The following is a 12,960-nucleotide window of genomic DNA, read 5'->3' as shown; positions in this document are numbered from 1 at the left end:
TAATAAATTCTTTTGCTTTTCATTTTCTTTTTTCAGAACTTGGTATGCAGATTTGGTGAGCGACATTCGATTAGAGCATTTTCTACGATTTTTTCCACCTTGGCACTTTTAGTTTTTGGTGGACATTCGATTAGCGAAGTTATCAAGTTGTGTGAGTCCCAACGCTGCAAATAAGTAAAAGTTATTAATTATAAACCAAAATACCCAACTTCTCTCCCATCATCTCATTTGCGAAAGTTGGAAACAAAAAAAATGAAATCTATACTTATTAATCTTAGTATTGTATTCTTGCCAACACTTATTTTTGCACAAAACAAGAAAATTCCAGAGAATTTTAATAAATACTTGGGGAAATATGAACCCATTAATAATAAAAGTGATAGAATATTGGGACACGTTATTCTAAAGTCAAAAAGGTATTTTATCACTTTCTCTAAGTCAAGCAAATTTTTACCAGTAAAAGAAATAATATTTATTGAAGGGTTGAAATTCAAAATAGTTAGTGAAAATATTTACGTTGAATTTTGCCAAAATGAAGAAAAAAATATTTTTTTAATTCTCAAAGGACAAGATAACACAAACAATAATGTAGAGATAGAAATGATAAAATTAAAAAATTAACTACTACATCTCTGTGATAACCTCTTATTTTGTTTTTCAGCGTATGCTGCTGAAATAGTTTGACAGTTTTAGCTTACAGGCACTTGCAACAGGACAAAAGAGATGTTTTCATGTGTTAGTTCTCAGCAAAATTTCAAACGCATAGTCACTTTCGACGTTTCCAATGCGTGGTATTTACTCAAATTTCACTCCAAACAATAAATTCTTTTGCTTTTCATTTTTCTTTTTCAGAACTTGGTATGCAGATTTGGTTAGCGACATTCGATTAGAGCAAATTCTACGATTTTTTCCACCTTGGCACTTTTAGTTGTTGGTGGACATTCGATTAGCGAAGTTTTCAAGTTGTGTGAGTCCCAACGCTGCAAATAAGTAAAAGTTATTAATTTTAAACCTAAATACCCAACTCCTCACCAATCATCTCATTTGCGAAAGTTGGAAACGTAAACAAAAAGTACATTTATGATATCACTTATAATATATTGTATTCTTGCAATTCTTGGTATTTATCGTTTTTTCCCCAGTCTACAATCACGAATCAGGAGTAATAATTTGCCTAAAAATCTAATTGACCCAAATTACAGAGCTGAGTTTGGTGATTCGCTTGATATTGAAATTTTAAAAAAGGAAATTGAGAATTTTGAGAATATCGAAAAAATGTTACCAATTGAAAGACCAATAAAATTGAGAAACTTTAAAGTTAACCATTGTTATACAATTAACGACAATACTTATATATTAACAACTTTAGTAGAATTTGAAAATTTGGTTACTCCTCGGCCTGTAATTAATGCTATGGACGTTTGTGATTTAAATTTTAAAATTCTAATTGATTATAAAAATTCCAAATTGATAATCTATTCTGATATATACACGGAACTTTTTGATAAGCAACTTAGGAAAGAATTTGCAGATTTAATTTATGAATTTCTAATCAATGGAAACGAACTTGAAGGACATTTTTCTCCAAAGTTCAAACAAATTAAAAATGAATACTCAAATTTAACCGATGATGAATTAAATTACTTAGTTCGCATTAGAACTGAACTCAGTGTGGAAGAACAAGATATTTTATTTATTGAGTTGGAAAAAAGACACAATAATCGTTAATTACTTACACCTTTATACAGTTAATTTAAGCTCATAGTCACTTACGACTAGCAAAATTCGCTGGTTTTTCAAACTTACAAACGCTAAGTTTTCGAGTGACAGGACAGTTCTCACCTACTTTATTTGGGGTTTTCTACTCTTTCAGTGGGTTGGCGACACTCAAAATGAGTGGTATTCACTCAAATTTAACTCCAATCAACAAATTCTTTTGCTTTTCATTTTCTTTTTTCAGAACTTGGTATGCGGATTTGGTCAGCGACTTTCGTGGCAGATTCTAAGATTTTTTCCACCTTGGCACTTTTAGTTATTGGTGGACATTTGATTAGCAAAGCTTTCAAGTTGTGTGAGTCCCAACGCTGCAAATAAGTAAAAGTTAAATATTATATAACCAAATACCCAGCTTTTCGCCCATCATCTCATTTGCGGTCGTTGGAAATTTTCACACTAACTTAAAATCAAAAATAACTATATCATAATGAAAAAAACTATACTTACAACTTTCACATTGCTATTTTCTCTTTATTCACTTGCTCAAAAACTGACCAAAAGTGAAGTGATGGAAATCTTAACAAAGAATAGTCATTCAGAAAAAGTCATTTCAAAAGCCTTAGAACTAAGTTTGGACTTTCAAGAAACAGAACAAATCAACTTGTTAAAAAAGAGTGGCGTTTATGATGATATTATAATTGTTATCATCAACAACCATATTAAAACTTCGTCAAATAATTTAAAGGAAATACTTGATTATCAAAATAAAGGTTATAGTATTGACTTAATCTCTAAATATGTATTAACATTACCAAAATACAGTAAGCAAAAATCCGCACCAAATCATCAAATTGAATTCGGCATTAATACTGGACTTCAAAATGTCCATTTTGATAACTACACAGAAATGACGAATATACCTCAGATAAATGATTTTAGAGTTATTTTTGGAGCAAACATTCAATATAGTTTCACCAAAAACGTATGGATTTCATCTGGAATTAACTATGAACAAAAAGGAACGAGATTACGAGCATTTGACGGTACAGCTAAAGGTCGTATTGCAAATATTAGGATTCCATACATAGAAGTACCTGTTTCATTGAATGTTGGAGTTGGCAATAAAACTAAATGCTATCTATCCATTGGAGGATATGGTTCATTTGCTATGACAAAACCTACATACATTAGTCATGGATTTACATATACAAATACGAAGTTAAACACAAATACTCCTATAGATTTTGGTAGTATAGTCGGTTTAGGTTTCAAAATGAAACAAAAAGATTTTGGAAATGTATTTATGGAAATTCGGTATTCTCAGGGATTTCGATATGTTAAATTGAATGATATTCTTGTCAGAAATAAAAACTTAGGGGTGGTTATTGGAGCTACTTTTAATAAACGAAAGAGAAAGTTTAACAATTAGACTATATCTAAAATAGTTTTGTTTTTTTCGGTCAAGCCCGTTATTACTGCCGACAAGCAAAATTCGCTGGTTTTTAAGTTATCAAACGCATAGTTTTCGGCGGACAGGACAGTAGAGCAGTTCGTTTTCTGCTCGCCAAGTTGGTCTTCGACAGGTTATTTGCGTGGTAGTTTCGCAACTTTTTCTCCAAAACTCAAAATATTTTGGTACACAATTGCTTTTTTAGATTTTTCCATGCAAATTTACTTTCAGCAATTTAGTTGGTGGGATGGGTTCTTTGGCGTGCTGCTGTCCGTTGGACAGCAAATCAGAGCGGTCTCAAAGTTCCGAAATTCCAACAATCTGAAAGATAGACGAAAGCCCCTATAATAAAGCCCGATGTACTCGAAGGTATATCGGGCTTTTGTCTATCTTGTGTTGGCCGACAACGGGGCATGCCAAGCAATTTATTAGGGCAAAAAGTAGATGTGTTTGTTCTCCCCTTTCAACTATTTTTGGCTTAAAACATGGCTTTCTTTGGTGTTTTGATGCAATTGAGCAATAAATACCCCTACCCAAACCTTGGGATTAATTTTTGCCAAATGTCGTTTGATTGATGTCGCCTCTTTTCAATCAATCTTTACACCGGTGAAGCCTTGTTTCTCACTTGGAATGATGCTTGTATTGGCTCGCAACGATGACTATAAGTCACAGCTATCGAGACCATTCTTCCTTCCCCACAACATGGACACTTTCCAAGGCCTGTCCCGTATTTTTCCTGCATAAACTGCTCAACAGTTAGCTTGGGTATAGGCTTCCGCTCCGATAATTGCAGGCTCGCAAGTATCTGTTTGAGCCGTTCTTGCTTACCTCGGTTGCGTAAATATCCATAATGTCTAATCTTAACAAAATACCTCGGAAGGATATGCTGCTCAAAACGACGTAGGAATTCTTCATGACTCAGCGTCATTTGTTTGACTTTACTCCCATCGGCGTAGTCTTTGTAGTTAAAACTCACCGTCGTTTGCCCTACCTCGGTGATGCGACTACTACTGATGGCGATTCGGTGAGTGTATCTACCTAAGTATTCTAAAACCCCCATCGCTCCACCAAAGGGCCGTTTGGCATACACATTCCACGCTTTCTGACCAATCTGACTTAATAAGTCTTCAAAATTAAGCTTATCAAGTCGTAGTTTGGGCCGTAGTTTTCGCAAACCTTTCATCAAAATGCCCTTGAAGACTATCTTCATTGCTCCCACTGGAAACAGAAACTTCCCACTTACTCGCTTACTATTTTGCCATTGATTTCCGTCAAATCCTCCCCCACTGACAATGCAGTGAACATGCGGATGAAACGACAAATTCTGGCCCCACGTGTGCAGTACCGACGTTATACCAATTTCAGCACCCAAATATTTGGGGTCTTTACCAAACTGTATGAGCGTCTGAGAGGATGACTCCAATAACAAATTATATAGTAAAGTACGATTGCCCATCACCAAGCCATTCAATTCATGAGGCAGCGTAAAGACCACGTGATAGTAAGTCGTTGGCAATAATTCTGCTCGACGTTGGCCGACCCATTGCTCTCGACCGAAGTGTCCACAAAACAGACAATGCCGATTCCCACAGCCATGAAACTGCATCTGCTGATGCCCACAATCGCTGCATTGACTCAGATGATAGCCATTGGAAAGGGTGCGGCAAGTGCTCAGTTGACCAAAAACGCTCTTGGAGTATGAATTAAAGACCATTCTTTGTGCTTTGCTAAAAACCCCTTGTAAACTTTCTTGCTTATTCATCAAAGAAAGCTATCTACAGGATTGATGATATTGCGACGTTTGCTCTCTTGCAGATGTAAATACACCATCGTCGTGGAGATGTGAGAATGACCCAACAACTGCTGAATCGTATGGACGTCGGTGCCGGCATCCAGCAGGTGGGTAGCAAAACTATGACGCAAAGTATGACATGACAATCGACGCTCGGGACTCAACAAGCCCGCTCGACCCATAGCACTGGCTACATGAAACTGAATCGTTCGAGCCTTCATGGGCTTGCCTACCAGTCGCCCCTCAAAAAGGTAAACTTTGGGGCGGTACGCTCGCCAATATTCTTCTAATAAACTCAATAACTTCTCTGAAAGTAAGGTGTAGCGTTCTTTATTACCCTTGCCATGGGATACTCGAAGCCGTAAATTGGGTCTATCAAGGTCGCTCAATTTCAGGTGTTGTAATTCACTCAGGCGAACGCCCGTTCCATAAAAAACTGATACAATGGCCTTGTGTTGCAAGATTTCACAACAATTTAAAACCATTCCCACCTCTTGCTGACTGAGTATATTGGGGTACACTTGTCGTTTGAGGGGATAAAATGAGCGTGCTCGGATGGCTGGTAGTTGAAGAATGTGTTGAAAAAAGCAACTCATTGCCTGGGCGGCGGTATGACATTTGCCCCACGATGCATTGAATTGCTCTTGGATGTAAGTCAGGTAATTGATGATGTCGGTCTGAACCAGACTATAGGCCGAGCGGTCGGAATAATGACTCAGCAAATACCGAATCTCATAGCTGTAATTATTGACCGTGCGTGGGGAATAGCGTTTAGCTCTGAGGTAATTTTCTAATTCTCGCAAAAGCTTCTCCGACTCAGCACTCAACTTTACAGCGACATAAAAACTGTTTTTTTGTTAACATCATGAATATTGTTTTAATGAGTCAACAAGTTATCTATTTTTTTTACTATTTTTACAATATCCCTTCAACTTAGTTGTTGGTTCAACACGAGCAAGTGCGTAAACGCCTTATTTTCAATTAGTTAAATCAAAAACCAAACCCCAACATCGCACTTGCGTGCCGTTGGAATGTAATACCTTTTAATATAAAAAAGCGGAGTCCTAAAATTAGGACTCCGCTTTCCTGTATTTAACTATTTTTATCTAACTATTAAACTTTCTATCGTTTTCATTGGAAGAAACATTTTCCCTGAACTAGGAAGTAAAATAAAACTGTATTTTGAGTAAAATGCTTGAGCTATTTCATCAATCGGGTCAACCACAACAGCAACAGTTCCTAGACTTTCTGAAATTGATAAACTTCTATTCAAAGCATCCATTAACATTAACTCTCCCCATCCATTGCCTTTAATAGTTTCATCAATTGCTAAACGCCCCAATAGAATAGTCGGAATATCAACATAACTAGGAGGCATTTTCCTAATTAATTCTTCAGAAAACTCTTCTCTTTTAATTGAATTTGCTGAAAGGGTATAATAGCCCTTTACAACATTATTTTCATCAGTTAAAACAAAGCAAGCCGATAAATCTCTATTTACATCCTGTTTAGCTTGTTTTTGTATATAATCATTCAATAAAATATAGCCACAATTAAAATTTGATTTATCATACTTTTTTTCTAATACTGTTATTCTCAAATTCATTTTCTTTAAGATATTTTAAATAATTTGATTGGGCTTTCTTAAGTTTAGAGTTAGGTGGAGGAGGATTCAATAGAGCATTTAAAAACACTTTCTTATCCTCAATACTTTTAAGAATCTTACTATTTTCAATAATAATATTATTAGCCTCTTTGTTAATACAAAAAACGACAAACTCTGTTAGATTCTTAAATCCACTTAAATCACAAGCAAACTTAATTAAGTCCTTTTGCTCTTTGCTAATTCGAACATCAATCCTATCATTAATTAAAGTTCCCATTCTGTAAATTATCTTATTTCTGTAAATTATCTTATCTCTGTAAATGTCTTATCTCTGTAAATTATCTTATCTCTGTAAATGTCTTATCTCTGTAAATGTCTTATCTCTGTAAATTATCTTATCTCTGTAAATTGTCTTATCTCTGTAAATTGTCTTTATTATAATTGATATTGAATTAGCAATACAAATGTACGTATATTTTCCGTACAAAAAAGCATCACTAGAAATATTTTTACAAATTATTAACAACGAAACCTACATTTGAGCTTATCGCGTCAAACTTTAATCTGCATAAATCTAACAACAATATCACCCTTAGGAAACTATTACTAATACAAAATTAGTAGGCAACATTCGATTAGCGTGGTATTTACTCAAATTTCGCTTCAAAAATCAAATTCAATTTGCTTTTATATTTCTTTTTTCAGAACTTGGTATGAAAATTTGGTGAGCGACTTTCGATTAGAGCAGTTTCTTCGATTTTTTCCACTTTGGTACTTTTAGTTATTGGTGGACATTAGATTAGCGAAATTTTCAAGTTGTGTGAGTCCCAACGCTGCAAATAAGGAAAAGTTATTAATTTTAAACCTAAATACTCAGCTTTTCACCCATCATCTCATTTGCGGTCGTTGAAAGTGAAATATATTTTACACATATCCAACCATTTATCAATATTTTCTGTCAATACAATTAAAACTAATTATCGACTATGAAAATATGCCTCAAATATCTACTCATCATTCAAATATTGTTACAATCATGTAATAAAAAAAATATTTTAATTAACCCTAAGGAGAATAATATTAAGCAATTAGTAGAAATTTTAAGTGTAAAACAAAACAACAACTTATTGGTAAAAACTGTTGATTGGAAGAATTTATCTGGTACAACAACAATTAATCTTGGATATGGAAATATTGAACTTGTTTAAGATTTTATTTTAGTGGATATTTTTCGCAGGAAACACACTATCATACCAATAATATTTAGATTTAGCCAATTGATTGCCGTTGTTTCATATCTTATAAGCAAAGCTTTAAAAGCGTCTAACCAAGCAAAAGCTCTCTCTATCACATAGCGATTTTCATATAAGAGTTCATCAAAATATTCATTTCTGTTTTCAGTAGCCCCATTTCTTTTATTGAAAGCTATGTTAGCTTCAATATGGTGTTGGGAACATATCTGCCTACACTCTTGACTATCAAAACCAGCATCTGCATTTAAGAATAAACCTTCGGTTCTAATGTTAGATTGGTCAAGCCAATTTATCAATTGTTCAAATTGCTGTTTTATTTCTGCTAAATCATGATGTTCACCACTTATGGGTTCTGAAATTGCAATTAGAATGCCCTGCCTATCACACAAGTACAAAAAATTTGTACTCTCATCTGCTTTTCTGAACTGAAACCCTACTTTATTTCCTCCTCTGTTGGCTCGGGTTTGTGAACCGTCTAATTGGATGCTTGATAAGTCTAAATGGTTCTTATATTTCGCCAATAAACCAATCCACATTCTTTTCCATGAACCATCCTTACACCATTTATTGAAATGATAAAATACAGATTCATAACTATATTGCTCGGTGAAATATTTCTCCAATGGTAATTCTCTCCACTGGCATCCTGTTTTTAAACGATGAAAAATGGATAAAACAATACTTATTCGTTTATCTTCCGTTAAATTTTTACCTCGTTTACCTTGACTTAAATATGGAAGAATAAAGGTTTTAATTCTATCTTTGTCTAAGATGCTCATTTGATTTAGATATTTTGCTTCGCAAAACAAAATTACCTCTTTCTTGAGCATCTACTTTTGATTCAGAATAATCTTAAACAAGTTCATGGTTTATTTAATACACTTTATGGTATTAAATTGAGCCATATGGACTTAGATAAAACAAGGATTAGTTTATCGCAAGTAGGCAAAACTTATGTAGATGAACTTGTTTATGATTTGGTATATTTGCAGTATGTTTGCGAGGATACTTATGTAGATGAAGAATATTATGTTCCTATAACTGATAAATACTTGTCAGATACACAACTTGGAAATAAAAAGAAAAGATTGGATAGTGTAACTTTATTTATTGATTTTTTGGTAAAACAAGAAGAAAAAGAGTTAGAAATGATTAAAAATTTGCAATTTGGTGTACAAGATTATTTAGACGCATGCAGTATTATTCATAATGGAAAAGGAGTACTTATTTCAACATATCTCAGAACAATAAACTCAACTATTATTGACGAAATATTATCCGAAAGTAATTAATTTTCAAAAAAGATTAATTATTTTTAGTCTTTTCATAGTATTACTTACTCACCTACAAGATATTAGCGAAATTCTAAAAAATGCTTGTTTTATTGCAAAGTGTAACTATATCTGTTTGGGCTTCACTCCAATTTTAGTTTGGCGTGGGACATATTAAATGCGTTGAGGTACAAATTTGGTTTTAATTCCAACAATCTGAAAGATAGACGAAAGCCCCTATAATAAAGCCCGATGTACTCGAAGGTATATCGGGCTTTTGTCTATCTTGTGTTGGCCGACAACGGGGCATGCCAAGCAATTTATTAGGGCAAAAAGTAGATGTGTTTGTTCTCCCCTTTCAACTATTTTTGGCTTAAAACATGGCTTTCTTTGGTGTTTTGATGCAATTGAGCAATAAATACCCCTACCCAAACCTTGGGATTAATTTTTGCCAAATGTCGTTTGATTGATGTCGCCTCTTTTCAATCAATCTTTACACCGGTGAAGCCTTGTTTCTCACTTGGAATGATGCTTGTATTGGCTCGCAACGATGACTATAAGTCACAGCTATCGAGACCATTCTTCCTTCCCCACAACATGGACACTTTCCAAGGCCTGTCCCGTATTTTTCCTGCATAAACTGCTCAACAGTTAGCTTGGGTATAGGCTTCCGCTCCGATAATTGCAGGCTCGCAAGTATCTGTTTGAGCCGTTCTTGCTTACCTCGGTTGCGTAAATATCCATAATGTCTAATCTTAACAAAATACCTCGGAAGGATATGCTGCTCAAAACGACGTAGGAATTCTTCATGACTCAGCGTCATTTGTTTGACTTTACTCCCATCGGCGTAGTCTTTGTAGTTAAAACTCACCGTCGTTTGCCCTACCTCGGTGATGCGACTACTACTGATGGCGATTCGGTGAGTGTATCTACCTAAGTATTCTAAAACCCCCATCGCTCCACCAAAGGGCCGTTTGGCATACACATTCCACGCTTTCTGACCAATCTGACTTAATAAGTCTTCAAAATTAAGCTTATCAAGTCGTAGTTTGGGCCGTAGTTTTCGCAAACCTTTCATCAAAATGCCCTTGAAGACTATCTTCATTGCTCCCACTGGAAACAGAAACTTCCCACTTACTCGCTTACTATTTTGCCATTGATTTCCGTCAAATCCTCCCCCACTGACAATGCAGTGAACATGCGGATGAAACGACAAATTCTGGCCCCACGTGTGCAGTACCGACGTTATACCAATTTCAGCACCCAAATATTTGGGGTCTTTACCAAACTGTATGAGCGTCTGAGAGGATGACTCCAATAACAAATTATATAGTAAAGTACGATTGCCCATCACCAAGCCATTCAATTCATGAGGCAGCGTAAAGACCACGTGATAGTAAGTCGTTGGCAATAATTCTGCTCGACGTTGGCCGACCCATTGCTCTCGACCGAAGTGTCCACAAAACAGACAATGCCGATTCCCACAGCCATGAAACTGCATCTGCTGATGCCCACAATCGCTGCATTGACTCAGATGATAGCCATTGGAAAGGGTGCGGCAAGTGCTCAGTTGACCAAAAACGCTCTTGGAGTATGAATTAAAGACCATTCTTTGTGCTTTGCTAAAAACCCCTTGTAAACTTTCTTGCTTATTCATCAAAGAAAGCTATCTACAGGATTGATGATATTGCGACGTTTGCTCTCTTGCAGATGTAAATACACCATCGTCGTGGAGATGTGAGAATGACCCAACAACTGCTGAATCGTATGGACGTCGGTGCCGGCATCCAGCAGGTGGGTAGCAAAACTATGACGCAAAGTATGACATGACAATCGACGCTCGGGACTCAACAAGCCCGCTCGACCCATAGCACTGGCTACATGAAACTGAATCGTTCGAGCCTTCATGGGCTTGCCTACCAGTCGCCCCTCAAAAAGGTAAACTTTGGGGCGGTACGCTCGCCAATATTCTTCTAATAAACTCAATAACTTCTCTGAAAGTAAGGTGTAGCGTTCTTTATTACCCTTGCCATGGGATACTCGAAGCCGTAAATTGGGTCTATCAAGGTCGCTCAATTTCAGGTGTTGTAATTCACTCAGGCGAACGCCCGTTCCATAAAAAACTGATACAATGGCCTTGTGTTGCAAGATTTCACAACAATTTAAAACCATTCCCACCTCTTGCTGACTGAGTATATTGGGGTACACTTGTCGTTTGAGGGGATAAAATGAGCGTGCTCGGATGGCTGGTAGTTGAAGAATGTGTTGAAAAAAGCAACTCATTGCCTGGGCGGCGGTATGACATTTGCCCCACGATGCATTGAATTGCTCTTGGATGTAAGTCAGGTAATTGATGATGTCGGTCTGAACCAGACTATAGGCCGAGCGGTCGGAATAATGACTCAGCAAATACCGAATCTCATAGCTGTAATTATTGACCGTGCGTGGGGAATAGCGTTTAGCTCTGAGGTAATTTTCTAATTCTCGCAAAAGCTTCTCCGACTCAGCACTCAACTTTACAGCGACATAAAAACTGTTTTTTTGTTAACATCATGAATATTGTTTTAATGAGTCAACAAGTTATCTATTTTTTTTACTATTTTTACAATATCCCTTCAACTTAGTTGTTGGTTCAACACGAAGCATTATGTAAAAGTTTTAAGTTAATCACCTTATAATCAGCATCCAACCAAAATCATCATAATGATTTGGTTGGAAGTTAGTTTTATGGAGAATAGCTAATTTAATTACGAAAATCACTGTTATGCCTTTACTAAATGAGGTGGCATTAATTCCGATATATTTAAATTGCAAAAATTCTTACTGTATTTCAATTTATAAATATTTGATAAACCTTTTCATTTTATCACCCAAATATGCTTTTTAAATACCTTGTTTTGTTATTTAAAGGAACATTTGTGAAATTATTTGTATTGTTGTCATGAAAAAACTTTTTTGAATTAACAAATAAATTGCAAATCATGTATCTTATTTATCTAATTACCATTTTATTCTTTAATAGTCGAACAAATGAAAGAATAGAGATAGAAGATGTTAACTTCGAAAAATATTTAGTTGAACAAGGAATAGATTCAGACAAAAAGATTGATGGGAAGATAAGCAAGGCTGATATTATTGACATTAAAGCACTTGATTTGGGACTTAAAGATATACATAGTTTAAGTGGTATTGAATCGTTTGAAAAACTTAGAGTACTAAATTGCAGTACTAATAATATTCGAAAGTTAGATATATCAAGAAATAAAAATTTAGAGGTATTAGTTTGTGATAATAACTTATTAGATTCTTTAGATATTTCACAAAATATTAATTTAGTTGAACTTAATTGTCGTGATAATAAAATCAAATTTATCAACCTTCAAATGAATCCACGTTTATGTAGAGTTGATTGTAGTGGAAACCTTCTAAAATTTATTGAAATACCCGAAAGTATTACAATACTCAACTGTTCTGGAAACGAGATTCAAAATTTGGATATTAGAAAAGCCTTGAACTTAACAAGTTTAGGTTGTCATGAAAACAAGATTGAACATCTTGAAATTAGTAATCATTTAGCATTAACTGATATAAATTGCTCAGATAACCCCTTGAAATACTTAGATTTATCAAAAAATATAAATCTTTTTAATTTGCATTGTGATAGAACATATTTGACCAAATTGGATTTGAGTCAAAACCCAAAAATTGAATGGTTTTCGTGCAAAGGAAATATATTCTCTTCAATTTGTGTTTGGGATCTAAAAATAGCTAAGGAAAGAGCTCAAAAGAAAAGTTATGGTGTCCAAATGTGGGAAATGGATAAAAATATAAAATTAGTTATTTGTAAATAATCGTATTTATATAGACTTGTG

The 12,960-nt window shown here is 35.0% G+C and carries 13 protein-coding genes; 6 read left to right on the top strand and 7 right to left on the bottom strand.

Annotated features, from left to right (window positions below; translation table 11 throughout):
- The first annotated feature begins 252 nt into the window (after positions 1–252).
- The 3 genes from EMTOL_RS15325 to EMTOL_RS15315 all read left to right on the top strand — a co-directional run bounded on the left by EMTOL_RS15325 (position 253) and on the right by EMTOL_RS15315 (position 3,145).
- On the top strand, positions 253–621 hold the full coding sequence (locus EMTOL_RS15325) for a hypothetical protein (protein WP_015030220.1): 369 nt from the start codon (positions 253–255) through the stop codon (positions 619–621).
- 459 nt (positions 622–1,080) lie between these two features.
- Positions 1,081–1,728 carry a hypothetical protein gene (locus EMTOL_RS15320; RefSeq protein WP_305953252.1) on the top strand — a complete coding sequence of 216 codons (648 nt, stop codon included), beginning with the start codon at positions 1,081–1,083 and terminating at the stop codon, positions 1,726–1,728.
- A 475-nt stretch (positions 1,729–2,203) separates the two neighbouring features.
- Positions 2,204–3,145, top strand: coding sequence for an outer membrane beta-barrel protein (locus EMTOL_RS15315; protein ID WP_015030218.1), 942 nt, complete (start codon positions 2,204–2,206; stop codon positions 3,143–3,145).
- 619 nt (positions 3,146–3,764) lie between these two features.
- Here the strand turns inward: EMTOL_RS15315 and EMTOL_RS15310 are convergent.
- From EMTOL_RS15310 to EMTOL_RS15290, 4 genes are all read right to left on the bottom strand, one after another.
- Positions 3,765–4,928 (bottom strand): IS91 family transposase, encoded by a 1,164-nt coding sequence (locus tag EMTOL_RS15310; RefSeq protein ID WP_015030212.1) that lies wholly within the window; start codon positions 4,926–4,928, stop codon positions 3,765–3,767.
- Positions 4,928–5,785: a tyrosine-type recombinase/integrase gene (locus EMTOL_RS22230; RefSeq protein ID WP_015030211.1), complete on the bottom strand. Its 858-nt coding sequence runs from the start codon at positions 5,783–5,785 to the stop codon at positions 4,928–4,930. The genes EMTOL_RS15310 and EMTOL_RS22230 overlap by 1 nt, the downstream gene beginning before the upstream one ends.
- Positions 5,786–6,060: 275 nt before the next feature.
- Positions 6,061–6,564 carry a hypothetical protein gene (locus EMTOL_RS15295; RefSeq protein WP_015030217.1) on the bottom strand — a complete coding sequence of 168 codons (504 nt, stop codon included), beginning with the start codon at positions 6,562–6,564 and terminating at the stop codon, positions 6,061–6,063.
- A complete protein-coding gene (locus EMTOL_RS15290; protein ID WP_015030216.1) occupies positions 6,527–6,841 on the bottom strand; it encodes a type II toxin-antitoxin system TacA family antitoxin in 315 nt (104 codons plus the stop codon). The genes EMTOL_RS15295 and EMTOL_RS15290 overlap by 38 nt, the downstream gene beginning before the upstream one ends.
- A gap of 709 nt (positions 6,842–7,550) precedes the next feature.
- On the opposite strand from EMTOL_RS15290, the gene EMTOL_RS15285 reads away from it, so the two are divergent.
- Entirely contained in the window at positions 7,551–7,772 is a 222-nt protein-coding gene (locus EMTOL_RS15285) for a hypothetical protein (protein WP_015030215.1), read from the top strand.
- Here the strand turns inward: EMTOL_RS15285 and EMTOL_RS15280 are convergent.
- Complete coding sequence (locus tag EMTOL_RS15280) at positions 7,769–8,596, bottom strand: IS5 family transposase (RefSeq protein ID WP_015030214.1); 828 nt, start codon at positions 8,594–8,596, stop codon at positions 7,769–7,771. The two genes, EMTOL_RS15285 and EMTOL_RS15280, sit on opposite strands and share 4 nt — an antisense overlap.
- 126 nt (positions 8,597–8,722) lie before the next feature.
- Between EMTOL_RS15280 and EMTOL_RS15275 the strand changes: the two genes are divergently transcribed.
- The gene (locus tag EMTOL_RS15275) at positions 8,723–9,109 is read left to right on the top strand and encodes a hypothetical protein (RefSeq protein WP_015030213.1); all 387 of its coding nucleotides are present in this window, start codon (positions 8,723–8,725) and stop codon (positions 9,107–9,109) included.
- Positions 9,110–9,581: 472 nt separating this feature from the next.
- On the opposite strand, the gene EMTOL_RS15270 is transcribed toward EMTOL_RS15275, so the two are convergent.
- A complete protein-coding gene (locus EMTOL_RS15270; RefSeq protein ID WP_015030212.1) occupies positions 9,582–10,745 on the bottom strand; it encodes an IS91 family transposase in 1,164 nt (387 codons plus the stop codon).
- A complete protein-coding gene (locus tag EMTOL_RS22225) occupies positions 10,745–11,602 on the bottom strand; it encodes a tyrosine-type recombinase/integrase (RefSeq protein WP_015030211.1) in 858 nt (285 codons plus the stop codon). Before EMTOL_RS22225 ends, EMTOL_RS15270 begins: the two co-directional genes overlap by 1 nt.
- 467 nt (positions 11,603–12,069) lie before the next feature.
- Here EMTOL_RS22225 and EMTOL_RS15255 point away from each other — a divergent pair, with 467 nt between their 5' ends.
- The gene (locus tag EMTOL_RS15255) at positions 12,070–12,939 is read left to right on the top strand and encodes a leucine-rich repeat domain-containing protein (protein WP_015030210.1); all 870 of its coding nucleotides are present in this window, start codon (positions 12,070–12,072) and stop codon (positions 12,937–12,939) included.
- Positions 12,940–12,960: the final 21 nt, after the last annotated feature.

This window comes from Emticicia oligotrophica DSM 17448 (genome assembly GCF_000263195.1).
GTDB classification, from domain to species: Bacteria; Bacteroidota; Bacteroidia; order Cytophagales; family Spirosomataceae; genus Emticicia; species Emticicia oligotrophica.
Note: the sequence above shows the minus strand (reverse complement) of the source record. Positions and strands in the feature narration are given on the sequence as shown.

Bases quoted from the DNA above. Each gene is read 5' to 3' on its own strand.
- EMTOL_RS15325 (WP_015030220.1), top strand. From the start codon at position 253: ATGAAATCTATACTTATTAATCTTAGTATTGTATTCTTGCCAACACTT.
- EMTOL_RS15320 (WP_305953252.1), top strand. From the start codon at position 1,081: ATGATATCACTTATAATATATTGTATTCTTGCAATTCTTGGTATTTAT.
- EMTOL_RS15315 (WP_015030218.1), top strand. From the start codon at position 2,204: ATGAAAAAAACTATACTTACAACTTTCACATTGCTATTTTCTCTTTAT.
- EMTOL_RS15310 (WP_015030212.1), bottom strand. From the start codon at position 4,928: ATGAATAAGCAAGAAAGTTTACAAGGGGTTTTTAGCAAAGCACAAAGA.
- EMTOL_RS15295 (WP_015030217.1), bottom strand. From the start codon at position 6,564: ATGAATTTGAGAATAACAGTATTAGAAAAAAAGTATGATAAATCAAAT.
- EMTOL_RS15290 (WP_015030216.1), bottom strand. From the start codon at position 6,841: ATGGGAACTTTAATTAATGATAGGATTGATGTTCGAATTAGCAAAGAG.
- EMTOL_RS15285 (WP_015030215.1), top strand. From the start codon at position 7,551: ATGAAAATATGCCTCAAATATCTACTCATCATTCAAATATTGTTACAA.
- EMTOL_RS15280 (WP_015030214.1), bottom strand. From the start codon at position 8,596: ATGAGCATCTTAGACAAAGATAGAATTAAAACCTTTATTCTTCCATAT.
- EMTOL_RS15275 (WP_015030213.1), top strand. From the start codon at position 8,723: ATGGACTTAGATAAAACAAGGATTAGTTTATCGCAAGTAGGCAAAACT.
- EMTOL_RS15270 (WP_015030212.1), bottom strand. From the start codon at position 10,745: ATGAATAAGCAAGAAAGTTTACAAGGGGTTTTTAGCAAAGCACAAAGA.
- EMTOL_RS15255 (WP_015030210.1), top strand. From the start codon at position 12,070: ATGTATCTTATTTATCTAATTACCATTTTATTCTTTAATAGTCGAACA.